Raw genomic sequence first — 26825 nt, 5'->3', positions numbered from 1 at the left:
ATAATTTCCCGCAATCCCGGGTCAGCTCTCAGTGCAAATCAACACTCTCTCGCTTCAGAAGATTGAAGAAGCTCTCGGCCACCGCATTGTCATGGCAGTTGCCGCGTTGGCTCATCGAGTGACCAGATTGTGGTGCCTGAGGAACGAGGCCCGATCCATGCTGGTGAACTGCGAACCCTAGTCCGAGTGGATCAGCACCTTGTCCTTCGGCTTGCGTCGCCACACCGCCATGAGCAGGGCCTGCAACACGACGCCCGTGGATTGTCGGCTCTGCATCGCCCAGCCTATGACCCGGCGCGAATAGAGATCGATGACGACCGCAAGGTAAGCGAAACCCGCGCAGGTTCGGATGTAGGTGATGTCGTTCGGCCTGCACTCGAACCGGTGGCGCTTCCGGCCTCACCCCAGGCCTTGTCCGGAGCCGCTACATCGAATTGCCGGTCGAGCGTGTTGTTGATAGCGACGGCAGGCCTGCCGCCATAGATGCCGGGACGGCGCTTGTAGCCGATCTGCGCCTTGATCCCGGCGAGACGGGTCAGACGCGTGACCCGGTTCGGGCGGCACATCTCTCCCTGATCGAGAAGGTCGTCGTGCAGACGGTTCGTTGTTTCTGCAGGACCCAAATCCTCGAGTTTAGAACCAGACCGCGAGCACTAGTCCGCGGGCCTAGCTGAACTAAGTGCACGATGCGGCATCCGCAGGAGAAGCTCCCTGGGCTTCGAAGGCTGGTCTGTGATGGCGATTTTCAGAACTTCGATTGGGGCGCGCCTGAACCGCGCCGGGTCTACCGGAGACCGTTTGGTTTAAGTTATGCGGCCATGGCTGGCGCGTTCAGGATGGCGTAGGATCGCTCCTCAGCTTCGGCTGGCGGAATATTTCCGATGGGCTCCAAGAGACGCCTGTTGTTGAACCAGTCAACCCATTCGAGTGTGCGAACCCCACGGCTTCGAAGTTGCGCCAAGGTCCTCGGCGACGGATGATCTCGGCCTTCTAAAGGCCGTTGATCGTTCCGGCCAGCGCGTTGTCATAAGAACCGCCAACGCTACCGACCGACGGCTCGATGCCTGCCTCCGCCAGCCGTTCGGAATAGCGAATGGACACATATTGCGAGCCGCGGTCGGAATGATGAACCAGCCCGCCGCGTTGGACAGGCCGCCGATCATGAAGCGCCTTGGTCGAGGCATCGAGCACGAAACTCGCGTGCGCCGTCCGGCTTGCCCGCCAGCCGACGATGCGGCGGGCGAAGGCATCAATGACGAAGGCCACGTAAACGAAGTCCTGCCAGGTCGCGACATAGGTGAAATCGGATAACCACAGCATCTTTGGCGCTGGAGCGAAGAACTGTCGGTTCACCCGGTCCAGCGGGCATGGAGCGGACTTGTCCGTCACAGTGGTATTGACTGGCTTGCCGCGAATGACGCCTTGAAGCCCCATCATTCTCATAAGCCGAGCGACGGTGCAGCGGGCGATGTCGTAACCTTCTCGCTGCAACTGCTGCCAGACTTTCTGCACGCCATAGACCTGGAAGTTCTCATTAAACACCCGGCGTATCTCGATCTTCATGGCCATGTCGCTCCGGGCACTGGCCGACAAGCGATCCATGTCCGTGCGCTTGGCGAGGACTTCATAATAGGTGGACGGGGCAACCGGCAGCAGTCTGCAGATCGGCTCGATCCCGAGCACCGAGCGGGGTTTGTCGATGAAGGAAATCATCGCTTCAGTGAGCGGTCGAGCTCCGCCTGGGCAAAATACGCCGAGGCTTTGCGCAGAATCTCGTTCGCCTGACGAAGTTCTCGGTTCTCCCGCTCCAGAGCCTTAATCTTCTCCGCCACGTCACTCGGCAAACCCGCACGCTTGCCGCTGTTGACCTCGGCCTTCTTCACCTATTCACGGAGGGTGTGTGCGCCGAGCAGCCGATCTTTGCCGCTATCGATGATACCGCTGCCCAGCGCGATGGGTGTTCTGCTTCATGCTCCGTCACCATCCGAACGGCGCGGGCGCGGACTTCAGGAGAAAACGTGTTCGTCGCCTTGCTTGTCATAGACCTACTTCTCACGAGTTGGGTCTCCGGCAACCCGGCGCGGTTCATATCGCTGCCACGAAGCTGCCGAAGCTTTACGCGATCTGAGCTTGGGGAAAGCACTGCAACTAGCCATGTCGATCTGCTCAGCTAAATTGCTGCATACACTGACACGCTGGACTTGGCGTTCTCGTTCATCGGAGGCCTCTCGTTGTCGATGAAGCGGACGACCCGGGGGGCTCTTCCATAGCATCTACAACGAAATCCATCTCCATTCTGAGCTCAAGATGGCTACCCCTCGGCAGTTCATCAGGGTTAGATCAAAATAACCGACATGTCCGGTGAAGTGGGGACGACCACTCCAATGACCTGAGGTGTCCGGTTTCCAAGCTTGACAACGGACCAACTGTACGACAGCAGTGGAAGATCAATAAGTCGTAGCGCAACATCGACTTAAGGGAAAGCGAGTACCCCTCTCTGGAACCAGGCGGTCTGGTTAAGACGTTTGGCGTAACGCCACCTTTGTAACTCGCCAAAGAACAGAGTTGATCATCGTCGGTCTCTGCAACTAGCGTCTGGACGAGGATATTGATTCCGATCACCTGGCGTGTGGAGGTGCTTTTCCAAATGCAGAATCGTGCTCGCGAATGCCACTGTGGGAGGTCGGCATGATCTCGGTCGCCGATGATCGCCTAGCCTGTCCCGATTGCCGCGGCAATCTTTCCTCGTTGGAGCAATGTGAGGAATGCGGGCGGCAATTTGCTCAGGAAGATGGCCGTCCGAAGCTCATGCCGCTTGCCGGCGGAACCGTCAATTTCTCGTGGCCTGCCGGTAGCCTGACTCCGGCGGCAATCTCGGAGGCCGAGATCCTCCGGTTTCCACCGAGGCGGGGACAGTCACGCCGCGGGATTTATCATCTCGACCGCGCGCATGAAGACCGCCTGAGCGACGTCCCCGCTGGAAGTAAAGTTCTGGAAATTGGCTGTGGCGGCGCGCAGATGCGCCGCTGGATGAAGGAGCGTGGTATCCACTACATTGGGGTCGACGTCGCTGTAGACCGCGTTCATGATTGGCTTCAGATGCATGGCGGCCCCGACCTTCTGTGTGACGCTCATGTCCTTCCTTTCCAGGATGAAACCTTCGACGTCGTCTATGCATCAGCCGTATGGGAGCACCTAGCTTTTCCGCAGCTTGCCTCTAAAGAGGTTGCGCGGGTCCTAAAGCCTGGAGGCCTGTGCCTTGGCTCAGCGTCCTTCCTGGAACCCTGGCACGACTCAAGTTACTATCACATGACGCCCTATGGCATCTTCATGACCCTCAGTCTTGCGGGTCTTAGCCCGATCCAGATTTGGCCCGAGACGAAATGGCCGGGTTTCCGCGCTATGTTGGAAATGGGAAACAAGGCAACACGTCTCGTGGGTGGCTTGTGCTGGCTGATTTATGGCTGGTATCTTGCCCCTAAGGCTGCGCAGGTTTGGCTCCATGAACGGCGGAGACCGGACGAACAGGCGCTCATGCATCCAATAGCTCAGATAGCGGGTGCAGTGGCCTGGGTGGCGAGGAAGCCATAAGCAGTCGCGCGAACGGGTGGTTTTACGTTCTCTCCGCAGGCAAGATGTTCAGGCTGAAAAGTCTGCGTTTCCACCGCTGCAGCGACGCGCACGCATCTTTGATCTTTGCCTTGCGCCTCAAGACCATGGCGCAGATGGGATTCGCCGTCTCGGCACTCGCGCCCTTGAGATGGACCAACGGCCAAAGAGGTAGCGGTAAGGTTTTCGGTGTGCCTAATTGCATGACTGCTTTGCTTTTGCCGAGACCAGAACTGGTAAATCGGCCTAGTTTGAGTCTAGCTCGGAATCATCATCTTCCCAAGTCTTTCGACGTCCGACGTGCATTCCCACTACAAGTAGCGCGACATTCAATGAACAGTAAACGGCAAGCTGAGGCCGTTCAGGCGGCGCAGTTCCACGGCATGAGCGCATGAGGTCGCCCGTCGCCCTGCAGAATAACGCGATAGCCACTCAGATGCCGGGCGACGCGATCGCACGCGCGGCTATCTTCGAAGTGATAGGCGACCACCGGGGGGCACTGCCACCGAATGTCTGTCATCCCGCGCATAAGCCCATAGCGAGGCCGTCTTGGACGATCCGGGTCCGGGTGCGAGCGTTGGCAGCGTCGTCTCATCAGCGAAGATCCGCTCAGCCTTTTTGATCTCGGCGAGAATGTAGTCAGCTAAGATATCGAGCTCGAAGCCGAGCTTGCCCATCCATTGCGCCATCAGCTTGCGGTCAAGATCGACCTTGTCTGGAGCATGCCTATAGAGTGGCAGACCGTCGGCGTACTTCGAGACCGCAATCTAGGCCAGGAGTGCTTCCGTTGGAATGCCGCCCTCGATGACGTGCGCGGGCGCGAGAGCCTGATGACACCGTCTTCGTTTTTGAAGGGATATGTCGGCCGGCGGGTGACGATGACGCGGAACTTCGCGGGTACGACGTCCAGCCGCTCCGAGAGGTCTTCTCCAATCAGCACCTTCTGTTTGCCGACGTACATTCCCCGCCGATTGACAGCCGCGTGAATGCTACTCCGGAGCCCCGTTAAGAACGGGGGGATTACCGCGGCAGTTGCCCGCGATCCAGGGGCTATGGCATGTTAAGTCACCTGGAGGAGGGATCATGATATTCGCCGAGGTCGAGAATAGCGTGTTGTTGTTAGAGTTGGAGCAGGCCTGTCCTTGCCAGGATCGGCTATGGTGCCTCCGAGGCTGTCAGAGGACCTGTAGAAGCGGTTGCCTTCCTCACGACCCGCTGGCCAGAGGCTGGCGTCTACAGCGAACTTGCAACTCCAAAATGGGCCGCCGCCGCAACGCGACATGGGTCTGCGGAGGAGGTAAGGAACGTCTTCGTTGCTGCCGCCCTCGAGGCCTATGTTCTCGCTTAAGAGCTGATGGCAGATACACTCGACCCGGAGCCTAGTTTGGGAAGCCGTAGCGCTCCGTGATGTACCAGAATGTGCGATTGATGGCGACCAAGGCGTCGATGCTTGCGCGGATGCGTTCGATCTCCGCACCATCGAGCTTTTCTACCTTCCCATATTTGATTTCTTCGCGACTCTCGAAGATGCGCATTGACTGCGTGATGCCTTGCCCACTGTCGGGGTCGAACGAGTATATGCAATGGTTATACTTGTTGCGAAGTTTTGCCTCGTCCGCCAGCCGCTGAGTCGCGCCTAGAACGTCATGACGGCATGCAGAAGGCGTTTTTTGCATCTTGGCGAGCCTGTCGACCACATCAATTCTCGCACGCGTCGTGTTGAGCGTCAGGAATATCACGATCGCTGTCTCCTTATCCACTCTCGCCAGGCCGGCGATCATGTGAATCAGAAGGCTTTCGGTGTTGGTCCATGTATAGTTCAGCTGACCGATGAGGAGAAGGATCGCCTTCAGCCGGCTATTCATTGCGCGGGAGCGATCTGCTTGCGTCGCTCTGATAGAGCTTATTTGCATGATCAAGGCCTTCCTTGCGCTTGTACTCGAAGTAGCGCGCGACGACTTCCGTCCTGTTATGAACGCCAAGTTTGGTGATGATATTGTGGATGTGGATCTTCACCGTGTGCTCCGAAAGACCGAGAGTAGCCGCGATGATCTTGTTTTGATTGCCCATTGCCATACAGGCCAAGATTTCGTTCTCACGCTTCGTGAGTTTCTCGATCCCCTGCACTTGTCCGTTCGTAGTCGAAGGAAAATTCGCCTCAGACTTCTCCTGCAAGGCAGGGGCGGTATCTGCCGCCGGTGCGCGAGAGCCCGTTGTAGGGAAATAGCGCCCGCCTTTAAGTATGATCCTGAGCGCGGAAAGGAAAACGTCGAGATTGACGTTGAACGGGACGATGCCCTGAACCCATTCCGCGTCGCGCATACATGGGTGCTGCAGTGGATTTGTTCCGTCGTCATGGCACAGCAATGCAGGCGTCGCCTCCTGATGGACCGATAAAAATGATGGCCAGTTTGCATACAGACCGGACGCGAAAACGGCATCTGCCAGGATCAGTTGCACCGGGTGCTCGCATTCGTTCAAAGCAGAGGGCAGATCGTATACGATCTCAACGGAAAGCCACGGAAACTCACTTTCTATGGCAGCCGTCATGGCAGCGGAGATTGTTCCTGGTGAGCAGATAATGAGTAGCGTCTTGATAGTATTCATTCTTTCAAAGGCGCAGACGGCAAGATCCACACCAACAGGTCCTGCGGTGTTATGGGCAGCTTGCATGACCAGGCCCCTCCCTCTCTTGAATTCAATCGAAGAAAACAAGCTCCCTTGTTCCGAGGGTGAGACCGTAAACCAGGTGCGGAAACCTGAGAATAGACCACTTGGGCTAGCGCCTAGCTCAAAAAGCTAATCCTTTAGGCGGTTCAGTTTCGTGCCACCAAGAAGCGCGAGTTTCCCGATCTTTCCAAGGATCACCATGGGCGATTAGAGCGCGCTCAAGGGCGATGGACCGAGTTGAGACCTACCTCCTCCTGGCTAAGCTTCTACCACCAAAGAGGCATGCTCTATTCTGCAACAGTAGCTGGCACTTAGATCGAAATAGCAGCTTATTTCTTTTGCTCGATCAGGACACAGTGACAGCCATTCCGAAGCACTTGCCGTAGCGCATAGTACCGAGGGTGCGATGTAACCGATCCCGCACCCTGCGTTCGCTGCCGCTGGCTTTCGGTTAAGCATGGGAGGACGGCTACAATTAGACATCGACAGCAATGACTGGCGATAGGTGACGCTGACGCGCACTTATCGCATCAGACGAACTTTGACTTCAATCAACGATGACCGGTGGCCTCCACAGAAGATGAAGGGTGGCCTCGGCGTCGCGACCATAAGGAACGAGAGAAATGGTAGACAGACGCACAACCTTCGACACCTTGCTGGATGAAGATCCGGACAGCCAGGAGCAGCAACAGCAACAACAGCAGCAGGAACAACAGCAACAACAGCAAAGTTCTGAGCAGAACCAGGATCAGAGCAGCGAGTCGACCAACCTCAATGGGAATGGCAACGGCAATCTCAATGGGAACGGCAACGGCAACCTGAACCTCAACGGGAACGGAAACGCCAATCTCAACGGCAACATCAACGAAAACACCAGCACGACGACGGTCGAAGTGGCGGTGGACGTGGGCGTTGGTCTTGAGGACTACATGCCGGAAGACAATGATTTCGCCGACATCGACATGGCCGACAGCTCCATCGACGGCATGTTCAACATTCACATGAACAACATCTTGAACGATGCCTTTACCGGCGACGGCAACAATGTCGGCAATGTCCTGTCACAAGTCGCTAACATTCAGGACAACGACCGGCTCGACAACGCGACCGTCAGCAACGACGGAGACTTCAGCCTCACAGCGACGCCAAGCGGTGGTCTCGCTTTTGCCCGCGACGGCATCTCTGGTGGCGGTGCCGGCGGTGATGGCGGTGGAGATGCGTACGCAGACGGTGGCAGCGGCGGCTCCGGCGGCGGTGCTATCGGCGGTGCTGCGCTCGGAGGCATCGGCCTTGGTGGGCTTGCTGCAAGTCTCGCGGATGCCGGCGACGGCGACGGTGGCGACTCCGACGGAGGCAACGGCGACAGCGGTGACGCGGGCAATGGCGGCAATAACGGCGGTAATGGCACTGGTGGCCGCGGTGGCAACGGGGGTGATGGCCTTGGCTTGGGGCTCGGTCTTGGCCTTGGACTAGGTGCTGGTCTTGCTGTGGCTGGTGACGGGGCTAACGGTGGCGATAGCACCGCTGGTAACGGCGCCGAAGGCGGCGGAGCGGGCGAGTCCAACGGGGGCGATGCCTCCGCAGCTGGCGAGGGTGGCAACTCCGTCGGTGGCGACGTCGGTACACTGATGGGAAGCCTCGGCCTCATCAATCCACTGTTCAATGACGGCGATGGTGGCGGTGCAGGTACCGCTGGCGGTGGCGGCTCGAACACAGGCGGCGCTGCAGGAGATCCTGCTGGTGGTGCCGGTGGGGCAGGCGGCAGCGCATCTGGAGCAGGTGCCGGTGGTGCTGGTGGTGAAGCAACAGGAACTGGGACAGGAACAGGTTTCGGGTCTGGCGCCGGCACTGGAACGGCCGGCGACGGAGCCGCCGGTGGTGCAGGCACGGGCGGAGCCGCAACAAGTGGCGATGCTATCAGCGGCGACGCCATGGGTGGCGATGCCTGGGCAGAAGGTGGCGACGGCGGTGCAGCGTTGAGCGGCGCTTGGGCCGACGGTATTGGCGGCGAAGCCTACGGCGGCTGGGCAATCGGTGGTGCGGGTGCTGCGGGCGGTGCCGGCGGCTTTGCATCCACGGGCTCCGGCGGAGCCGGCGGCGCCGGCGGAACCTGGGGATCTGACAATGGCGACGACGGATATGTCACCGGCACAAGTCATGCCTCGGCGGATGCTTTCGTCGACACCAATGCGTTCAACCAGGAAATCGTCATGGGCGCCAACCTGCAGCAGAACGCAATCGACATGACCATCGTCGGCGGCGATCTCACAAGCACATCTGTCGGCGAAGACACCAGCGACGGCACCTCATAAGGGCCAGATCAAGGGGGACCGCTTCCGGGGGCGAAGCTATGACGAACGGACTGCGCATCACTGCGCAGTCCACTATTGCAAATCGCCAAGCAGGCATATCGACAAGGGGTCCGTGTCATGACGACCATGGACATGATCACCGAAGACATCTCGCATTTCATCGGTCTTTTCCAGCTAGCGGTCGAAGAAGCACAGCTCAGAAATGCCTATGGTGACTTCTCATATTATGCACCCAAACATCATCTTAACTCGCAACCTTTCGTACCGGATGCATTCGGAGCTCCGTACGATTTTGTGGGATTTGACCCTGAAGTTAATTACAAGGCGCCAAGCTATACGGCGCCGCTCTGGCATCCCAAACTGTCCGGTGACATTGCCCATCCACCGATTCCAACTGTGGGATTGGATGACAGCCAGGATGTCATCGATCATCCGGACCATCTGTTTTTATCGGCACAGCTTGGGCGCGCGTCGTTAGTCCGGACCATCGAGCCGCCTGGCTCAGTCGCCAATTACCTTGTTCAAGCCGCGTCTCTGTCCGATGACGATACCTTCAGTGTCGGCGGCAGCGGAATGGTGTTTAGTCCGGAGGCTATCGACAAGGCCGAAATCTTGGAGGCCGCGCGCGACGCTCTCGACGCGTCGCCACTTCGGGAATTTGCGAGACCTGGGTCGACCACCGAGATCATCGACCTGATCGATTCGATTGCGGCGGAGCTGAAGGGTCTTGCTGCAGCACCTCTCGTCGCGCCAGAGGATGCGGGAAACCAGCCCCTTTTTTTTGTTAAGCAGTCGGACGTTCTTACCGGAACCTATGTCAACGGCCAGATCGGGACAGTTGCTCCCGTGCTCAAGGACTACTTTTCACCTGAAGACGAGACGGATGAGGAGGACGCAGCTGCGGCGGAGGATGAACCGAGAAACGAAAACTGGGAGGACGATGGCCCAGAGCCGAATGTCGTTGTCTCACCTGACGGTTCGATCACCATAGATGATCGTGTCGAGTTCGTCGGAGGCAACAACGTGGCGGTCAACGAGGCGGTCGTCAACAACCTGTGGACTGGGGCTACGGTCACGGCCGTGGTCGGCAACCATGTTGAAGTCAATGCCATCGTCCAGACGAATGTCATCCAGGACAGCGACGCGATCACATCGGCGTTGGAAGACTGGACGAAGGGCGACGTGCCGACCGAGTTGTTCAACATCGCGACATTCGAACGAACAGATCCTCTGGAGGACAACGCGGACGTTGCAGCGGCGACGAGCGGTTTCCCCTCAGCCTGGGCCGTCGCCGAGATCAAGGGCGATCTCGTTATCACGAACTGGCTCGAGCAGTATATATTCATGTCCGACAACGATATCGGCATCCTGTCCTCCTCGGGTGTGACGACAAACGTGATCGCCGGCGACAATACAAGCGCCAATCACACGTCCATCTTCGAGCTGTCGAAGAGGTACGATCTGATCATCGTCGGCGGATCGCTCTACGATGCGAGCATCATCCACCAAACAAATATACTGTTCGACAACGACGTCGTCGGTGCCGTCGCGGGATTCGAAACCGCGGGTCATGGGACTGTTTCGCATGGTAGCAACCTGCTGTGGAACGAGGCGCTGATCCGCAACGTCGGCGGAGGCGATCGTTTCGGCGACATGTCGGAAGGTTACGCCGAGACGGCGCAAGATTTCGCCAGTGGCGCTTACCGGCTTCATAGTGACGTTCTCACCGATCCCTCCTTCGCTGGCCGCGGCGCCTTGAGTGTCCTCTATGTCAGCGGGGATCTGGTCAACATCCAGTACATCAAGCAGACAGCAATCCTCGGCGACAGCGATCAGATCGCCCTTGCCATGAAGGCGGTTCGGCCTGACAGCGATGCTGAGTGGTCCATAGCCACAGGCGGCAACACTTTGATCAACGCTGCTGCCATCGTCGACCTCGACTCGTTCGGTCGGACCTATGTGGGGGGTGAGCAATATTCGCAGGAAACACTGTTTCAGGCTGAACTGATCACCCACCGGCCGGAACTTCTCGGACTCGATCCAAACGTTCTGGTCAACGAAGCAGTCCTCTTCCTCGATGATGCGATGCTCAACGACGGCGCCCATGCCACGGACCATTTCACGCCGCCTCTCCATGACGCGCAGTATCAGCATGATGGAATGCAGCACATGCTGGGATGATGGGGGCGATCATGTCGGAAACGAACAGAGCGACGATGCAGGCTGATGACCATCAGCCCCGCAATCAACCAACCGATGAGGAAATCTATGCTACGCTGGAGCGCGCCGTGGAAGAATGCCTGAAGCTGACGATCGAGAACGCTCCGCGCTCCGCAACGATATCGAAGCTTGAACCGAGGGGGCAGACACAGGGGAACCCACCTGGTCCAGAAGGATCCGCCACAGCCGAGATCGTCCCGCTGCCGACCGGTGAACCAGCTATCGACCATGCATTCGAAGCGCGCTCCAAACCGGATGGGCGCAGAGCAACGGAAGCCAAGTCACCGGAAGGCATGGTGACCATAGATGGAGACACCGGACCGCAGCGGTCGGACACCAGGGCTTTCGGCAAATCTCCGACTTCGGGCTCCGGTTCCGGCGGAGGATCGTTTCACAAGCGTCTCCCCCCGATCGACTTTTCCGAAAGCCTGAGGGCAGGCGTCAGAGCCGTGCGCGTCAATCTTTCGATCGTGATGCTGTTTACGATCGCAAGCAACATCCTCGTGCTCGCAATCCCGATCTACCTGTTCCAGATCTCCGACCGCGTGCTGACGAGCCGCTCCATCGACACCCTGATCATGCTCACGATTGTCATTGTCGGTGCGGTCATCCTGCAAGCTGCGTTCGATGCGCTTCGGCGCTTCATTCTCATGAGGACCGCGGTCGAAGTTGCCGCTCAACTGGGAGCGCCTATCCTTAGTGCCGCCGCCCGCGCCTCGCTTCACGGCAATGGCAAGGAGTATCAGGTGCTGGGTGACCTGCAGCAGGTCCGCGCGTTTCTCGTTTCCCGGACGCTTCTCTCTTTCCTTGATGCGCCGATCGCACCGCTTTTCGTGTTGGCGGTTTTCCTGATCCACCCGCATCTGGGGATGATCGTCATCCTGACCGGGATCATGCTGCTGGCCTTCACGCAGATCAACCAGCGGATGACGGCAGAGCCTTTCGGGGAAGCCAACACTGCACAGGTGAAGGCCAACCTTCACCTCGAAGCCATGTCCCGCAACTCGCAGATCATCAACGCGCTCGCGATGATCCCCGAAACTGTTCACCTGTGGGGAAAGGATACGGCAACATCGTTGAAGGCGCAGGTCATCGCCCAGGACCGCAACATCACAATTGCGGCGATCTCGAAGGCCTGTCGGCTTCTGACACAGATCGGCATGCTCGGCTGGGGTGCTTTTCTGTCGATCGAAGGCGAACTAACCGGCGGCATGGTCATTGCGGCCTCTATCATCGCCGGACGGGCATTGGCGCCAATCGAGGGCGCAATCGAGGGTTGGAACCAGTATAGCCAATCTCGTGCGGCTTATGGCCGGATCACCAGCCTTCTCAAATCCTCTCCGTTTAACTTTGAACGTCTTAATCTCCCGAAGCCGGAAGGGCGATTGGACGTAGAGCGGCTTCTTTATGTGCCGCAGGGCACGAAGCGCGTGGTGCTGAATGGTTTGTCATTCTCTCTGCAGCCGGGCGACTCTCTTGCGGTCATCGGCAATTCCGGCGCAGGCAAGACCACGCTTGGAAAGATGCTGGTCGGCTCGATCATGCCGACGTCAGGCAATGTCCGGCTCGATCTTATGGATCTACGCAACTGGGATCAGCGGCAGTTTGGCGAGAACATCGGCTATCTGCCCCAGGATGTGCAGTTGTTCCCAGGCACGATAAAATCGAACATCGCCCGCATGCGGCGGGACGTTGACGATGAGATGATCTACCGAGCTGCCATGCTGGCAGATGTCCACGAGATGATCGCGGGCCTTCCTTACGGCTACGAGACGATGGTTTCCACCGACGGTTCGCCACTCTCCGGCGGGCAGAAACAGCGGATCGCGTTGGCAAGGGCCTTCTTCGGCGACCCGCATCTGGTCGTGCTGGATGAGCCCAATTCCAATCTGGACAATGCTGGTGACGTTGCACTGCTGCGCGCGCTTCAACACGCAAAGGAGAACAAGATCACCGTTGTCACCATAACGCAGCGACCGGCTTTGCTTCAAACCGTCGACAAGATTCTCGTCCTGGCCAACGGCACGATCGCGCTTTTCGGAAAGCGGATGGAGGTTCTCAAAGCGATCGAGGCACGAGGCATCGATATCAATACCGGCTCTTTCGGGCACCAGATCGAATAGGAGGGGGCAGCATGTCTCAAGAAGCAAAGGTTCACGACCTCGAATGGTATGCGGAGGTTCCGCGGTCCGTCTGGAAGCAGACGCTGGCTGGTCTTACCCTCACCGTGTTCGCATTTGGCGGCTTCGGCACCTGGGCCGCGACAGCGCCCTTGGCAGCCGCCGTCATTGCTCAGGGAAGCTTCGTCGCGACCGGCCGAAACAAGATCGTCCAGCATTTCGAAGGCGGTATAATTCGAGAGCTGCTGGTGAAGGAAGGCGACCAGGTCGCGGAGAACCAGCCGGTTGTCCGGCTCGATGAAACCGCGGCGCTGGCGAAGAAGCGGGAGTATTTTCTCCGGCGCATCAGGCTCGAGGCGACGGCTGCACGTCTTGCCGCTCAAGCAGATGGCGCGGAGACGATGGCCGTACCCCCGTATTTCGATGAATTCAAGGATGATCCGGACGTTTCAGCCATACTGCTGACCCAGCAATTGAACTTCAAAGCTCAGAGAGCGAAGCTGAAGGGTGAGATCGCGCTTCTCACGCAGAACAACAAGGCGCTGGAGTTTCGAAGCGAAGGCTATGTGCGTCACCGCCAGGCCATCACGACGCAGCTTCTGCTGCTGCAAGACGAGTACGATACTAAACGCGCCCTCCTCGCCAAAGGCCTCCTGCGTGCTACCGAAGTGAAGTCGCTGCAGCGGGCCATTGCCGATGCGGAAGGACAAATCGGCAGGCTCGGATCGGAAATTGCGGAAACAGGAGCGCAATTGCTGAAGAGCCAGCAGGAGATTACCCGCGCCGAGGACGCATATCGCGAGGAGGCGCTTGATCGGCTGCAATCGATACAAGGCGAGCGGGATGCCGCGCGGGAGCAATCTCGCGAGGCGGACGATGTGCTTCGTCGTACGACAATCCTTGCACCAGTTTCGGGAACTGTCGTTCGCACATATTACCATACAACAGGCGGCGTGATCGAAAGCGGCAAGGGGATCATGGAAATCCTGCCTGCGGCGGCTCCGTTGATCGTCGAGGCGAAGGTGCCGCGTACAGAAATCGACAACGTGAAGGTGGGGCAACAAGCGACGGTGCGCCTGACAGCCCTGAACCAGCGCACGACCCCCGTTCTTACGGGCGAGGTTTTCTACGTCTCGGCCGATGCTCTGGAAGACAGCAAGGCAGGTCCCGCAAATCAGGACGTCTACCTTGCTCGGATTCAGGTCACGCCGGAGGAGATCGCGCGGGTGAGGGGTTTCGCGCCGCAGCCGGGCATGCCGGCCGAGATCATGATACAGACCGCGCTGAGGACGTTCTTCAGCTATCTGGCGAAACCTGTGACCGACAGCATGTCGAGAGCCTTCTCTGAGCGCTGAACACGCAAGTCCATTGGTGGACTTGACATTTCAGGTAAATTTACCATGCAAAAAAGAAGAGGCCCGATCGTTTTTCCCGTTCGAGCCTCCATCAGACTGTTTGACTTAAGTAGTATTAACTATTGCTTGTATTAATTCAACTCAATCAAACGAATTAGTCGCTACGGAAGCGCTTTCACATGACTAGACATCCGTCTCCATCTTTGGATGCAGCAGCGACGAAAAGCGATCGGGAGTTTGAAAAGACGACGGGTTGGTTACCATAAGAGGGCGGAGTAAAGCATGGTGCCCCAGGACAAGGAGCGATTGAAGAATCTTTCGCGGCCCTCTGTCACCTTGGCCCGCAGCTGTTGCAGCTTCTGAACATCCGCCGCCAGGGATTTTAATGACGCTTCCAATGCTTCGGTGTCGTCTGCAGGAAATTCCAGGCATCCATCGACGACCAGTTCTTTCGCCGGGACAACCGAACTCAAGATCGTCGGTACGCCGTGGACAGCTGCCTCCAACACCACCAGGGCAAGACCTTCAGGAAACTCGCTCCGGGTCGGGCAGACGAGGACGTCCGTTTCCGCAAGCTGCTGATGAACATCTTCCGCGTTGAGACGCCCGAGCAGTCGGATACGATCGCCATAACGGGAGGAGGTTGCTCGTCGCCGTAATTCATCCTCCGCCTCACCGGAACCAGCGAAGGAGAGCGTCGTATCGGGATGCCGATCGGCAATTCCCTCGAACGCTTCCAGAAGATCAAACACCCCTTTCTCGGCCTGTAGTCGCCCCAGAAATAGAATGGTTCTCAGCTGGCCGTCACGAGGCACGGAGGCAAGAAACCTGGCAAGGACTTGTGGAACCTCCGTGTACAAACGCTGACCGTCCTTTCCGCTAAGCTCGATTACCTGCCGCCTCGTTTCTTCGGATGTACAGACACCGGCCGTAACACGTCGTAAGCCGGAGCTTTCGATCCTGCGCTTCAAGCGCTGCTTCCAGGAAAGCGATTTTCTGCCCATCGCCCAGAAATTGTTATGTGCCGTCAAGATGATCTTCGTGCTGCGGGGGATCGACGACATGATCCACCAAGGCGTGTCGGTTCCGACGAGCACCACATGAGGCTCGTAAGACTGCAACTCGCGAACCACCCGTCGGCTGAACGCGAAATTGGCTCTGCAATAGGAGAGCCTGCCGACGGGCCGAGGCCGAGGGATGCTGACGAAGCGGAATCGAGGGTCACGGTTCTCGGGGATGTTCGTCGGTTCTGCAATCAGCAAGGCAATCGCCTGGAGCTTGTCGATGAGCGTGTAGAACATTGTGGAATAAGCGACAACCGGCACCCGCGGATCGAAGCTTCCGCTGATCCAGTGATCGAATGTGCCGGCGACATCACCGGGGCCTGCCAAAAAAGCGATACGAGGCGTTTGGCTGGGCTGGAGTCCAAGATGCTCCCTGAACTTGCGCGCCGCGTCTTCCGGAACCACTACAAAATCGGAAATGCTTTCACTCATTTCTATCCCCGTGGTTCGTCTTGTGGGACGGTTGGTCGGCGAAGTTGCGAGAGTCTGGTTCCTGTCTCGGATGGCGTCTGCGGGCTTCGAGAGATTGAAGAACTTACGTGCGGTCGGGTAATCAGTATCGAGCGGTCAACATATCCTGGACGGCCTGCCACTTTGGATGGCTCGCCGTTTCGTTCTCTAGCAGTCCCCAACTTCCCCATTTGTCCGGGCTGCTCATCGAGGAGAACAGGGCGTAGAGTTCACCGCCCGCGCCCCACCAGTTTTCCAGATGGCGCCGGTAGAGACCACCCATCCGGCGATCCCTATTGGCGGCGATGAAAAGAGCCGTTAGCTTCTCGTTGTTTTCGGCCCCGGTTTGCCCCACAAGGTGTTGCCCACCTTCGTAGGCGTGGAGCTTGAGGCCGTATTGCCTGGCAACGGCTGCTTGCTCCTGGATCATCGACTTGTTTTCTGCTTCCACTTCCCGTTCGAGCTCCAGAAAGAGCCGGTCAAGCGACCATTTCGCGACTTCATCGGCGCGCTCGGGAGAGCCGAGGCTTCCGCCGAAGTAGGGTGCGATCGCGAGCACATCCGCATGCTGCGCAACGCCTTTCCAGGAAAGGATCGTGGTGCTCGTCCAGGCGTTGGCCGCCTGTGCGGCGTAGACGCCGATAATCCGTTGCCGGTCAGCTGCGAAAACGTTCTCCCATATGCTAAGCACTTCCGTAGTCCGCTGGGCATAATAAAGAAGCTGAGCTTCGTAGTCGCTATCCGACAGCCCGAGAGATAGTCCGTGTTCACGCGCGTGGTCAGCTTGGCCGAACATGGTGTTCCAGACCTCGTTGGAATACTCGACATGCACTGCGAGATCCGGATCGAGATCCTGTTTTACCTGCTCGGCAAAACGCGCAACAAACTCGTTGCTGCACAAATGGGGCATGGTGAACCACGGTTCACTTCGAACCTGGTTGCACAGCTCGATCATATCTTCGAGCGGGACGCCGCGCTCTGACCTACCGAATTGCCCCCGCGTCTGCCGGTCTTTCCAATGAATGACGGTGGAATCATTCGTCGCCATCCAGTCCATGAAGCGCAGCGCCGACATCCCCTTCAAGCGCTGCAAAAACGGCTTTCGGAATGTCGGCTCGTTCAACTGGCCGCGTACGTGGATCCTGATGTTGCGGATGGGATCAGCGTGATCTGTTTCTTTGAGCCGTGCAGTAAAAGGTGCGTCGTTGCGCAGATTGCGGACATCGTCACGTCCAGCCGCACGCGATTCAAACTCAGCGCCTTCTGCGTAATGGAGCTTTCCCCTGCCATCGTAAAATACCGACAGTTGAACCGGTAGCACCCTCCGTTCCGGAGAAAAAATCAGAAAGCTCTCGAGATGGGAGTGCGGTGGTATTTCCCTTGGATAGCCATCGGGCGTCATGGGTGGAAGGGGTGCGTTCCAGGTGAATGGATCATTGCCCACCTGCAAACGCCATCGTGAGGCATTGTGCGCCAGGTTGGAGAACACATACTCCGTCGCCCAGTAGCTCATGCCGGTAAGGTTGAGCGCCAACCGTTTGCCGGTTCGAGCTTCTGCTGCTGACGTCGCAGACGCCATGAACAACGGCGTAAATGTTCCCGCGCCGGCCATCAGCTGCACGACTTTTCGTCGTGTCAGTGGCGATGTCTTGCCTATACACGTCATTGCAGCCCTGTCCTGTGCCGACCCGAAACCCCACTTCATCGAAGAGCAGCGGGCGCGCAGAAACAAGGAGCCCTTAAGATGGTGGAGATCGTCTGAATGTAGTAGGCATCAGGCTTTCGTTACATTGCGTGGCGAACGTTGTTCAACTTCCCTGAGCAGATCAATCCAAGCCAGCGTAGTGGAGGAAAGATCGAAAGCCTCAGCCCGCTGACGGGACAGTTGCTGTAGACGACGCCTCACTTGCTCGTTCGACAGAACCTTCTCCAGCCCGTCTGCAAGACGGTCAGCGTTTTCCGGTTCGACTAGAACGCCGTACTTGCCCCCTTCCAATAGCTCCGCGGGGCCGGAGGGGCAGTCCGCGGCGACGACCGCAGCACCGCAAGCGAACGCTTCTGCGATGACCAAAGGGAGCCCCTCGAAACGCGATGACAGGCAGAAGACACTACTGCGGGCGATGAATCGAAATGGGTTCTCCTGGAAGCCCAGGAAGTGGACGCTGCCTCCTACGCCATGGTTCAACGCCTGCTCCTGCAAGGCATCGCGCAGAGGGCCGGTCCCTAAGATGACAAGTTGATGTGCGACGCCCCGTCCAAGCAAAGTGGCGTGAGCAGAAACGAGATAATCCAGGCCCTTCTGGTGATCGAGACGTGCCGCGGCAAGGACGACCGAGCCGTTAAAAATGGCCTCGTATTGCTGTGGAAGCGGGGCTTGAGCCTTCCGGCGGACGTGGTCGAGTGCAATTCCATTGTAGATCGTCCGGATTTTTCCGTTGGTAGCCGGTACCAAGCTTTCGAACGCGTCCGCTGCTCCTTTCGAGCAGGCTACGATGACATCGGCGCGTGAGTAGCTCTGCAACACGAGGCGCTGCCGCCAGCTGACGGCTTTGGAGAAGCGTGTCCAATCGTTGTGGACCCAGAGCAGCAGGGGCTTCCGATGGACTTTCGCCGAAATCAGGCTCGTAAATGCGGCGCGACCTTCATTGGCCCCGATGATGATATCAGCGTCTTTGGCCTCTTTGACATGCCCCACAAGGTCCGACACCAGGTCGCGCCGGCGATAGGGGCCCTCATGCTGGTACGTGACGTGAAGGGTAGGATCGACGGCATCGATCAGGTCGCCCCACCGCTCATGCACGAACAGCCGCGCTTCGATGTCACTGCGGTTCAACCGTGCCGCGAGCCCGATCGCCATCCTTTCCGCCCCGCCACCGTTGAGATTGGGAATAGCCATGAGCACGCGCATTCCTGATGTCTCCCGTAGCCGCTCTCTGTCCGCCTAGTATGACAGCCACACTCACAGCCTGTGCGAGAGTATAGGCCGGCGCCGGGATAGCTATTTAGCCTTTTGGATGGAGGAGCTCGTTCAACGCCTCGCGCGTCGGACGGACAACCTCCAGCTTCTGCACAAACGTTGGTCCGCGCCAGACCGTCCACGGCCGGTTGCGGGCGTCCCAATAGTATTAGTCGGTTAACCAAAAAGCTGAGTCGCTCTTTCGAGCACCTCCCGGCATCGTTGAGGACCATCGGAACGGGTGAGTAGATCGATGAACTTCCAATCTATTATGGGACCACCAAAGCTTGAGCTATCGGTAGTGATCCCCTGCTTCAATGAATCCGGCAATCTCCTCGAGCTTCATCGGAGACTGACCGACGTATGTGCGGCAGTCACCCAGGATTACGAGATTCTACTGGTGAACGACGGATCCCATGACGAGACCTGGGACGTGATTTCGCGCCTGCACAAGATCGACCCTCACGTCGTGGCGGTCAACCTTTCCAGGAATTACGGGCACCAGATCGCGCTTTCCGCCGGGTTGTCACATTGCTGCGGCGACCGGGTTCTGATCATCGATGCCGACCTGCAAGATCCGCCGGAGCTTCTGTCCCAGATGATGAAGATCATGAGTGCCGGGGCGGATGTGGTGTATGGTGTCCGTACCGAGCGACTGGGGGAAAGCTGGTTCAAGCGATTGACTGCATCCTTGTTCTACCGATTGCTTGCAAAGGTCGTGGACGTGCAGATTCCCGTTGATACAGGAGACTTCCGCCTCATCAGCCGTCGCGCGCTCGACGTCCTTCTCAGCATGCCGGAACACAACCGGTTCATACGCGGAATGGTCAGCTGGATCGGTTTCAGGCAGGTACCCATCGCCTACCAAAGGCAGCCCCGCTTTGCCGGAGAGACGAAATATCCGCTCTCGCGAATGTTACGTTTTGCGGCAGACGCAATCACCGGTTTCTCCACTCTGCCGTTGAGAACGGCCACCTATTTCGGGTTCGTATCGGGGTTCTTCGCGTTTGCCAGCCTGATCTACACCATCGGAAGCTGGCTCATGGGGAATGCGATCACAGGCTGGACCAGCCTCATGTCTGTGGTCCTATTACTGGGCGCAGCGCAACTGCTCGTGATCGGCATCGTCGGCGAGTATCTCGGGCGCCTTTATATGGAGGCGAAGCGACGCCCGCTCTACGTGGTGCAAGACCTGCTTGGTCACGAGACGAATGGCAGTTTTTCCCATTTCGAACGGACCGATTTTGGGCGTGATATCAACTTGGTCTCCGGGAACCCGAGTTAGCTGCAGGCTTTTGACGTTGAAACACGCTATCAGACTAACATTGTTCGCGGCCGTCGGCCTGCTAAACACGCTCGCCGACTTCACGATCTTCTTCCTGTTGCTCAGCTATTCTCCGTTGCCGGCGTCAGCGTGCAACATTGTTTCCTACGCCTCGGGTATCGCTCTAAGCTACGTGATCAACAGGCACCTGACGTTCCGAGACAGGCAGACGCATCGTGTCGTAGGCCCGATCATCTTCCTAGCAACAGGTCTCGTCGGGCTCGCCATAAATACCCTAGTTGTCGTCCTATCACTTCCGTTTGTGGGCACGGTTTCGGCGAAGATCGCAGCCACGCTCGTAACGTTCGCCTGGAACTATTCGGTCTCAAACCTGATCGTTTTTACGGAAACGAGCCGAAGTCCGAGATCATAGATTCAGCTTGCACCACCGCGGCGCCACCCGCCCGGCGGAAAGCGGCGCAAGGAGTCGGCTTGAAGATGCTTAAGATCACCGTCCCCCCAATCCAAAAGGGCTCCCTGTTCTCGATTGCGGACGCGCTATCTCCCCTGGCCGCACTGCTCGGAATTTCATCGTTCATTGGCGTAGCCGTGATCGGCTTCGGTAAAAGCGGCTCCTGGATGAGCGATTTCAACTGGTACTATGCCGGAGGCACCTGCTTGCTAAGCGGCGGCAACATGTACGACCTAGAGTGCTTCGGTCCGCTCATAAAGGAGCTTTCCGGCGTCGAGGCTTTGGCTGGCCTTCCTTATCCGCCACATTTCGCGCCGTTCGCAGCCGTGGTCGCTATTCCGTCGCTCTCGGTATCGTCGATCTTGTTCGTCTTTATCAACATCGCCGTCTCCATGGCGCTGGCATTCGTGGTTGTCGAAACCGAGCGCCGTGTTTGCGGGTCAGACAGCCGTGACGTCGGACTGAACCACTTCTGGGCAATCGCGCTCGTGCTTGGAAGTTCCGGAGTTTGGGGAGTCGTTTGGCTAGGACAAATCTCGCTCTTGATCGCCCTGTTTGTCTGGGTTGCCTTCCGCTTCCTAGACCGTTGCAATACTGTTCTTGCGGGGGTATTGCTTGCGATAGTTTCGGTTAAGCCGCAGATGGCGGCGCTGCTTTTCTTCTGGTTACTCCTTCACGGTCAATGGAAGGTGCTTGCCGTTGCCGCCGCCGCCGCTGGTTTCCTGAGCGCCTACGCCTTCGCTAAAGTCGGTCTTGCCCCATCCATCACGGGATGGATCACTGCTCTTGCGGCCTACCAGCACTATCCGGAGAACATGCTGGGCAGCGGCACGATCATGGGCTTGCCCAGTTTAGTCGCGCTGTATGGCGTCGATATTCCTCTACCCGTGGCGACAGCGATTGGCGCACTGGCGTTGGTCTATCTGCGGGTCTTCAGCAAGGCCTCTCCCTTCGCGCCAATGGCACTGGGTACCATTCTGCTCGTGCAGATGATGGTGTTCTCGCGTCCGATCGACATTGCCTTCATCCTCCCTGTATTTGCTCTCTTTTGGCCCAGTCGGCATTCGCATCCTATCCAACTTCTGTTTTTCGTGGTCATGATGGCGCTCATCTGTTTTCCACAACAGGTCGTGGCCAGGGCGTTCCCGTTTCCTGAAGCATCGCACTTCCGGACATTGCCTGTCGCCGTGTTGACCGTGTTGTTTTTTCGCCAGATGCTGCTGGGCGCGAGCCGTTGGGAATATTGGAGCGCGACCAGCAGACTGCAGCCGCGCCCGGATGTCTAATATCGCTCTGGAATGAAAATCAGGAGTGACAGGTCGGCCGCGGTCAACACGCTGTTGCGTCGGACTTGAAGAGCGCCGTCATAGCGATGGCTTCGGCAGCGCCTTCCAATAAGGATCCGGCCACACAAAGGGATTGCCCCCGAACTCGGGATAGGATTTTGCGAAGAATAACTGGCACGGCTGGACTTCGTGCGGTTCGCGATTCATCGTCCAGTAGGTCCTGCAAATCTTTTCGGAGATGACGCGCCGACATTCCTTCATGTCTAGGGCTCTGGTCTTGTTCTTCGCCGCGAGATCCTGTGCTACTTTCCATGCGATCTTCTGCAAGGGTGCCACGAGCGCACGGGGAACGGTTGGAGGGGCCGCTGCGCCCTCGGGCGACTGATTGTATATCGTCGCATAGTGTACGGCCGAGACGAGATATATCCCCGCATCGGTCAGATGGACGTCATCCCTAAAAATGGATCTGAGTTTCTGCTCATCAGTTCCCCTCACGCCAGGCAGATCACCAGCAAGGGCGAGTTGCACCAGCTCAACCAGGGCAGTACCTGCCGGCACCGTAGAAAGCCTCGCCGGGCGATCCTCCGCCTCCAACGTCAGCTTCACCTTCTCCGTGATGCATTGCCAAGCGGCGGCAGAGTTCGTTTCGTGCTCGATCCAGATCCCTGGATTGCTCGTGTCGATTTGCAGCCATGTGTGGACGTAGAAGGTCTTTCCGTTCGGATTTCCATCAAGCAGGCGGTCGTGGATATGGCGAAGATATCCGATCGCGTTCTCCCAGACGATGGAGCCCAGCGAACCGTGATTTTCTGCAACCACCAGTGCATCATAGGGACGCCCCGTCTTCACATGTGTCGGCTTCCGCAGTTCCATGGCTACGTTCATCCCGTCACCGTGGCGGTTTTTCCCATAGGAGTACCCATCCCATCCTGAGCTTTCCGCGTTGTCGCCCCGGGTGCGGACCCTCAATGGCGATCCGAGGACGATTTGCTCTTCCCAAGCCAGGGTCTTGCCCTTGCTCCTGGCGATCAGTTCCACCCAATCAGGCATGGGGTTGTCGATCAGGCTGTGACCCGTGAAGAGGACCTGCGCGAAGTTCTGTGGCTTCCCGTCCTGCGCCTGCGCCGCGTGTGACGCAAGGCACACCAACACCATTCCCATCGTGCAGCTTCGCAAACTCATCAAGGTAACAGTCACGGCCTTCTCCGTCGGCTCTCTTCAGATGAGGAAAGACTACAGGCCAGAAGACCTAGCGACGACATGCTCAAAAGGTGTACGTTCGGATGTGGCTATCCATCAAAAAGCATAAATGGGCAGAAGCGGCGCTGACGGGCTAGGATGACGCAGAACCTGTGGGGGCTGCGGATGCTGAAGCGCGCATATGATATCGGACCGATTTCGATCATCAACCGTATGACATCGGGTCGAGGGGTAGGAACATCGATGGGACGCAATCGACCCGCGGTCGCTGGAAGAACTGCGACATCACTGGAGGATGGCGCGAGCCAACATCTCGCCCTCATCATCCTCGTCGGGTTGCTCTTGGCGGGCGCCATCCTCAGGATCGCCAACCTGCTCCTCGAAGCGTCACTGTGGGAAGATGAGATATTCTCGGTCGCGCTTGCCGAAAGTCCGCTGGCTGACCTGTTCCTGACGGGATTGCGCTTCGACACGCATCCACCACTCTATTACGTGCAGCTGCATTTCTGGGGCGCAATAGCAAACAGCGACCGCTGGTATATCCTCAATTCGACGCTTCTGAGTATCGTCTCTGTCGTGGTCATCTTCGAATGCTGTAGGCGCATCTATGACGAGAGGGTTGGGCTCTGGGCGGCCGCGATACAGTCCCTGATGCCGCTGCAGCTGTTTTTTGCCGAGAATGTTCGCATGTATCCGATGTTCGCGATCCTGGCGATCACGCTTTGGTACGTGCTTCAGACGATCGTACGCCACGGCGCCAGCTCAAGGGCCAGACTTTTTGCGGTGGCCTGCCTTGGTGTCGCGACGACACTTACGCATGGGCTCGGCTTCTTCGTGACTTTCTTTATTTTCCTTCATGCCCTCATCCAGTTCTACGGCCAGACGTCCCGCAGAAACGCTATATTTCTCGTGGGGTCCTATGTGCCGGTTGCACTTACGGCGATTTACCCGCTGGTAATTGGTGCCATCAGGCGAACAGAGGGGATAGCGGTTTTCGATGTCCCGACCATTGGTATCCATCTGACGATGACCCTTCTGGGGCCAGAGTTTCCATGGCCGACGGTTGCCGGCCTTGTTGCACTTCCGCTGCTGGTGTTCGTTCCCCTCGTCGAACCTCGCGCTCGAATGCTTTGCGGCATGCTCGTCTTGCTGCCTCTGTTCACGCTGTTTGGAATCTCGGTGCTCTTCAAGCCCGTCTTTATCTATCGGACAATCGGCCTTTTCCTCCCCTTCCTCGCGATAGCCATGGCTCTCTGCGCCGACACGGCGTTCCGCAGAAAAGCGAGGATGCCCCGTGTCTGGATCTCCGCGATGATCCTCACGATGCTCGCAGGAGGAGTAAACTACACGATAAACTTCGAGAAGCGCGGCTATCGAGAGATCGTGACCGAACTGAAAACTGCGTCCTCTGAGAACGACGTTATTCTGGCCGGAAGCCCCTCGGTGTTCTGGGCCGTTACCCGATACCTCGATGGTGACCACACCAGACGCAGTGCTCTTGAGGTTCAGCCGCCCGTTCGCGACGGTATGCTGCGCGTGAAGCAAAAGCTTGAGGATTTGGGTGCGACGAGCCTCGGGCTGTTCGGCCAAACGGACCACATCCGGATTGCCGATCGCACCGTCTACCCGTTTTTCGCTGGAGAGCCGGCGTCTAAACTGCCGGCGTTCTGGGTGCTCAATCCTGCGGAAGGCGGGTGTGCCTCAATAGGCGAGGACGGCTCCCGCTATCATGTCGTGAATGAGATTTCGGCTTCGAGTCAGCGGGCAATCCAGTGTCGAAGGTCCGGGCTCTGATCCCCGTCAACGCGACTGCCGCTTTCCGTGGTACAGGGCAAGGGTCTCACGATGCCTGAATATGCGCGAGCGCTGATCTACATCCTGGGGCTCTCGATTCCTGTCTTCTTCGTCGCCGAGAAAATTGCCGGGCCGCTCGTCGACAAGGACGAATTCCGTCGGTGGCGGAATTGCTGGATCGCCACGACCTTTGCAACCTTTCTGTCGAGCAGCTTCCTGGCGTTCGTTGCCATGATCCTGTTGGTGAGCGTCTATATCCATCGTTGCGCCAAGCAGCCGATCTTTTTCTACATCATATTGATGTTTGTCGCGCCATGCGTGTCGATGGGGCTTGGAATACCCGGCGTCTTCAACTCTATCATCGAACTCAACCCGCCGAAACTGCTCGCGCTACTCATCCTCCTGCCCATTGCCCACCACCTGTGGATGGACGCCAAGAACCGCCAGGCCACCTTCCTGGATACATGTATCGTGTCGTACTACGTCCTGCTTTCTGCGCTGTCCTGGCGCTATGGGCTGAGCTCGGTCCTCCGGGGGATGCTCGGCTATTTTACAGTGATCCTGCTTCCGTATTTCGTGTTCAGCCGCGGGATCCGATCGGCCAAAGATCTGAACAGGGCGCTTCTTGCGTTCGCAGTCGCGGCAATGCCGCTTGCTGCGGTGGGAGCCTTCGAAATGCGGAAGGGATGGCGCCTCTACAATCAGGTCGTCCAGCAATGGGAAGTCATCGTAGCCACACCGTATCTTCTCCGAGACAGCATGCTGCGCGCCTCCGCCACGGCCATAGAGCCAATCGCGTTTGGGTTTGCGTGCATGGCGGGCATCGGCTGCCTCATGACCCTCAGGACGAGGCTCAGTTTCTCCAAATGGACTTACGTAGGACTGGGTATTCTGTTGGTCGGGCTGATGTCCAGCCTCTCGCGAGGCCCCTGGCTGGGCTCTGCGGTTTTCGCCTTTGTGGCGCTTGCGGCTTATCCCAAGACTGCCTTGAAGGTCTTAGTTTGCGCCATGCCGCTGGTTGCCGGCGCGGCTTATGCTTGGCCGGCGCGATTCAGCCGCTTTATCGACCTCCTTCCATTCATCGGCTCCAGCGATCCGGGAAGCGAAGCCTATAGGTCCGACCTTCTGGCAAATGCATTGATCGTCATCCAGCGGTACCCCTTCTTCGGCTCTCTGACATTTCTGGAGGAGCCGGAGATGCAAAGGATGATTCAGGGGCAGGGGATCATCGACGTCGTCAACTCGTATCTGCAGATCGCCCTGGAGTTTGGCCTTGTCGGATTGTTTCTCTTCGTCATCTTTTTCTTGACACTGGGCGCCTCACTCTTCACCAGGGCGGCAAGCCCGACGTCACACGAGCCAAGCATCAACTACGCGGGTCTCTTTGCTCTGCTGGTAGCCATGTTGTTCACGATCGTGACGGTCAGCAGCGTATCGGTCATTCCGTCCATCTACTGGGCATTCGCGGGGATTTGCGCAGCTTTGCCGAGGCTGCGCAGAGAGGTTATTCGTACTCCCGCTCTCGAAATGCGGGTCCTGAGCGGCTTCCGGCAATAGCCGATGCGCTAGGTAGTGGGCTCATAAATACGCATCCACAGTCTTGCCGAGGCGAGAGCGACTGCAGCAAGGAAGTTAGCAGCGAGCTTGTCGTAGCGGGTGGTGAGCCTTCTGAAGTGTTCAGTTTGCAGAAGAAGCGTTCGACAAGATTGCGCGGATGGTAGAGGCTTGGGTCGACTGACCTTTGGACCCTGCGGTCGCGCTGGGTTGGGATGTGGGCCTCGCCGCCGCGTTGTCGAACGAGGTCGATTAGGGTGCTGCCAGTCGTAACCACGATTGGCGATGACGACAGACGCCGAAGGAAGCCCTTCGAGTAGGCAGGGCGCGGCGGCCTTGTCAGAAGCCTGCCCTTGCGTCAACCCGAGCCGAACCGGCAAGCGCCGTTCGTCGACCACAACATGAAGCTTGGTGGTCAATCCTCCACGAGAGCGGCCGATGGCGTGATCGGGGCCCCCTTTTTACCACCGGCGGCGTGTTGGTGGGCGCGCACGATGGA

16 protein-coding genes, 5 pseudogenes and 1 other annotated feature are annotated in these 26825 nt (G+C 58.0%); of the genes and pseudogenes, 11 read left to right on the top strand and 10 right to left on the bottom strand.

Features of this window, described 5'->3' with window-relative positions:
• Positions 1–40: 40 nt before the first annotated feature.
• Together M0654_RS21145 and M0654_RS21140 are read right to left on the bottom strand one after the other, a co-directional pair.
• Positions 41–599: pseudogene (locus M0654_RS21145) on the bottom strand (IS3 family transposase); the annotation flags it as partial.
• Between the two features lie 209 nt (positions 600–808).
• A pseudogene (locus tag M0654_RS21140) lies at positions 809–2041 on the bottom strand (IS3 family transposase).
• Positions 1639–1755: a sequence feature (AL1L pseudoknot), on the bottom strand. (Overlaps the previous pseudogene by 117 nt.)
• A gap of 647 nt (positions 2042–2688) precedes the next feature.
• Here M0654_RS21140 and M0654_RS21135 point away from each other — a divergent pair.
• Positions 2689–3591 (top strand): methyltransferase domain-containing protein, encoded by a 903-nt coding sequence (locus M0654_RS21135; protein WP_248684782.1) that lies wholly within the window; start codon positions 2689–2691, stop codon positions 3589–3591.
• 418 nt (positions 3592–4009) lie between these two features.
• Here M0654_RS21135 and M0654_RS21130 read toward each other — a convergent pair.
• A pseudogene (locus tag M0654_RS21130) lies at positions 4010–4567 on the bottom strand (IS66 family transposase); the annotation flags it as partial.
• A gap of 186 nt (positions 4568–4753) precedes the next feature.
• On the opposite strand from M0654_RS21130, the pseudogene M0654_RS21125 reads away from it, so the two are divergent.
• Positions 4754–4957, top strand: a pseudogene (locus tag M0654_RS21125) (DUF982 domain-containing protein); the annotation flags it as partial.
• Positions 4958–4988: 31 nt separating this feature from the next.
• Here M0654_RS21125 and M0654_RS21120 read toward each other — a convergent pair.
• Both M0654_RS21120 and M0654_RS21115 read right to left on the bottom strand, forming a co-directional pair.
• Positions 4989–5474 carry a hypothetical protein gene (locus M0654_RS21120; protein ID WP_248684781.1) on the bottom strand — a complete coding sequence of 162 codons (486 nt, stop codon included), beginning with the start codon at positions 5472–5474 and terminating at the stop codon, positions 4989–4991.
• The gene (locus M0654_RS21115) at positions 5467–6282 is read right to left on the bottom strand and encodes a response regulator transcription factor (RefSeq protein ID WP_248684780.1); all 816 of its coding nucleotides are present in this window, start codon (positions 6280–6282) and stop codon (positions 5467–5469) included. The genes M0654_RS21120 and M0654_RS21115 overlap by 8 nt, the downstream gene beginning before the upstream one ends.
• 620 nt (positions 6283–6902) lie before the next feature.
• Here M0654_RS21115 and M0654_RS21110 point away from each other — a divergent pair.
• The 4 genes from M0654_RS21110 to M0654_RS21095 all read left to right on the top strand — a co-directional run bounded on the left by M0654_RS21110 (position 6903) and on the right by M0654_RS21095 (position 14286).
• Complete coding sequence (locus M0654_RS21110; protein WP_248684779.1) at positions 6903–8591, top strand: hypothetical protein; 1689 nt, start codon at positions 6903–6905, stop codon at positions 8589–8591.
• Between the two features lie 117 nt (positions 8592–8708).
• Positions 8709–10772 carry a hypothetical protein gene (locus M0654_RS21105; RefSeq protein ID WP_248684777.1) on the top strand — a complete coding sequence of 688 codons (2064 nt, stop codon included), beginning with the start codon at positions 8709–8711 and terminating at the stop codon, positions 10770–10772.
• An 11-nt stretch (positions 10773–10783) separates the two neighbouring features.
• The gene (locus M0654_RS21100) at positions 10784–12934 is read left to right on the top strand and encodes a type I secretion system permease/ATPase (protein WP_248684776.1); all 2151 of its coding nucleotides are present in this window, start codon (positions 10784–10786) and stop codon (positions 12932–12934) included.
• Between the two features lie 11 nt (positions 12935–12945).
• Positions 12946–14286: an HlyD family type I secretion periplasmic adaptor subunit gene (locus tag M0654_RS21095; protein WP_248684774.1), complete on the top strand. Its 1341-nt coding sequence runs from the start codon at positions 12946–12948 to the stop codon at positions 14284–14286.
• 257 nt (positions 14287–14543) lie between these two features.
• Here the strand turns inward: M0654_RS21095 and M0654_RS21090 are convergent, their stop codons facing one another.
• The 3 genes from M0654_RS21090 to M0654_RS21080 all read right to left on the bottom strand — a co-directional run bounded on the left by M0654_RS21090 (position 14544) and on the right by M0654_RS21080 (position 18708).
• Complete coding sequence (locus M0654_RS21090; RefSeq protein WP_248684772.1) at positions 14544–15782, bottom strand: glycosyltransferase family 4 protein; 1239 nt, start codon at positions 15780–15782, stop codon at positions 14544–14546.
• Between the two features lie 121 nt (positions 15783–15903).
• Entirely contained in the window at positions 15904–17412 is a 1509-nt protein-coding gene (locus tag M0654_RS21085) for a hypothetical protein (RefSeq protein ID WP_248684784.1), read from the bottom strand.
• Between the two features lie 162 nt (positions 17413–17574).
• Entirely contained in the window at positions 17575–18708 is a 1134-nt protein-coding gene (locus M0654_RS21080; RefSeq protein WP_118851951.1) for a glycosyltransferase, read from the bottom strand.
• 301 nt (positions 18709–19009) lie between these two features.
• Here M0654_RS21080 and M0654_RS21075 point away from each other — a divergent pair, with 301 nt between their 5' ends.
• The 3 genes from M0654_RS21075 to M0654_RS21070 all read left to right on the top strand — a co-directional run bounded on the left by M0654_RS21075 (position 19010) and on the right by M0654_RS21070 (position 21778).
• On the top strand, positions 19010–20041 hold the full coding sequence (locus tag M0654_RS21075; protein ID WP_248684769.1) for a glycosyltransferase family 2 protein: 1032 nt from the start codon (positions 19010–19012) through the stop codon (positions 20039–20041).
• Complete coding sequence (locus M0654_RS22985) at positions 19968–20453, top strand: GtrA family protein (RefSeq protein ID WP_118851949.1); 486 nt, start codon at positions 19968–19970, stop codon at positions 20451–20453. Before M0654_RS21075 ends, M0654_RS22985 begins: the two co-directional genes overlap by 74 nt.
• Before the next feature lie 65 nt (positions 20454–20518).
• A complete protein-coding gene (locus tag M0654_RS21070) occupies positions 20519–21778 on the top strand; it encodes a glycosyltransferase family 87 protein (protein WP_245450634.1) in 1260 nt (419 codons plus the stop codon).
• 78 nt (positions 21779–21856) lie between these two features.
• Here the strand turns inward: M0654_RS21070 and M0654_RS21065 are convergent, their stop codons facing one another.
• Positions 21857–22975, bottom strand: coding sequence for a hypothetical protein (locus M0654_RS21065; RefSeq protein WP_150132734.1), 1119 nt, complete (start codon positions 22973–22975; stop codon positions 21857–21859).
• A gap of 141 nt (positions 22976–23116) precedes the next feature.
• On the opposite strand from M0654_RS21065, the gene M0654_RS21060 reads away from it, so the two are divergent.
• Both M0654_RS21060 and M0654_RS21055 read left to right on the top strand, forming a co-directional pair.
• On the top strand, positions 23117–24772 hold the full coding sequence (locus M0654_RS21060; RefSeq protein ID WP_248684768.1) for a glycosyltransferase family 39 protein: 1656 nt from the start codon (positions 23117–23119) through the stop codon (positions 24770–24772).
• A gap of 51 nt (positions 24773–24823) precedes the next feature.
• Positions 24824–26329, top strand: coding sequence for an O-antigen ligase family protein (locus tag M0654_RS21055; protein ID WP_118851945.1), 1506 nt, complete (start codon positions 24824–24826; stop codon positions 26327–26329).
• An 8-nt stretch (positions 26330–26337) separates the two neighbouring features.
• Here the strand turns inward: M0654_RS21055 and M0654_RS22980 are convergent.
• Positions 26338–26825: pseudogene (locus tag M0654_RS22980) on the bottom strand (transposase); the annotation flags it as partial.

The sequence above is a fragment of the Neorhizobium turbinariae genome, from assembly GCF_023223505.1.
GTDB classification, from domain to species: Bacteria; Pseudomonadota; Alphaproteobacteria; order Rhizobiales; family Rhizobiaceae; genus Neorhizobium; species Neorhizobium turbinariae.
Note: the sequence above shows the minus strand (reverse complement) of the source record. Positions and strands in the feature narration are given on the sequence as shown.

Excerpts from the sequence above, each read along its gene's own strand:
- M0654_RS21135 (WP_248684782.1), top strand. The coding sequence starts at position 2,689 with ATGATCTCGGTCGCCGATGATCGCCTAGCCTGTCCCGATTGCCGCGGC.
- M0654_RS21120 (WP_248684781.1), bottom strand. The coding sequence starts at position 5,474 with ATGAATAGCCGGCTGAAGGCGATCCTTCTCCTCATCGGTCAGCTGAAC.
- M0654_RS21115 (WP_248684780.1), bottom strand. The coding sequence starts at position 6,282 with ATGCAAGCTGCCCATAACACCGCAGGACCTGTTGGTGTGGATCTTGCC.
- M0654_RS21110 (WP_248684779.1), top strand. The coding sequence starts at position 6,903 with ATGGTAGACAGACGCACAACCTTCGACACCTTGCTGGATGAAGATCCG.
- M0654_RS21105 (WP_248684777.1), top strand. The coding sequence starts at position 8,709 with ATGACGACCATGGACATGATCACCGAAGACATCTCGCATTTCATCGGT.
- M0654_RS21100 (WP_248684776.1), top strand. The coding sequence starts at position 10,784 with ATGTCGGAAACGAACAGAGCGACGATGCAGGCTGATGACCATCAGCCC.
- M0654_RS21095 (WP_248684774.1), top strand. The coding sequence starts at position 12,946 with ATGTCTCAAGAAGCAAAGGTTCACGACCTCGAATGGTATGCGGAGGTT.
- M0654_RS21090 (WP_248684772.1), bottom strand. The coding sequence starts at position 15,782 with ATGAGTGAAAGCATTTCCGATTTTGTAGTGGTTCCGGAAGACGCGGCG.
- M0654_RS21085 (WP_248684784.1), bottom strand. The coding sequence starts at position 17,412 with ATGGCCGGCGCGGGAACATTTACGCCGTTGTTCATGGCGTCTGCGACG.
- M0654_RS21080 (WP_118851951.1), bottom strand. The coding sequence starts at position 18,708 with ATGCGCGTGCTCATGGCTATTCCCAATCTCAACGGTGGCGGGGCGGAA.
- M0654_RS21075 (WP_248684769.1), top strand. The coding sequence starts at position 19,010 with ATGAACTTCCAATCTATTATGGGACCACCAAAGCTTGAGCTATCGGTA.
- M0654_RS22985 (WP_118851949.1), top strand. The coding sequence starts at position 19,968 with ATGGCAGTTTTTCCCATTTCGAACGGACCGATTTTGGGCGTGATATCA.
- M0654_RS21070 (WP_245450634.1), top strand. The coding sequence starts at position 20,519 with ATGCTTAAGATCACCGTCCCCCCAATCCAAAAGGGCTCCCTGTTCTCG.
- M0654_RS21060 (WP_248684768.1), top strand. The coding sequence starts at position 23,117 with ATGACGCAGAACCTGTGGGGGCTGCGGATGCTGAAGCGCGCATATGAT.
- M0654_RS21055 (WP_118851945.1), top strand. The coding sequence starts at position 24,824 with ATGCCTGAATATGCGCGAGCGCTGATCTACATCCTGGGGCTCTCGATT.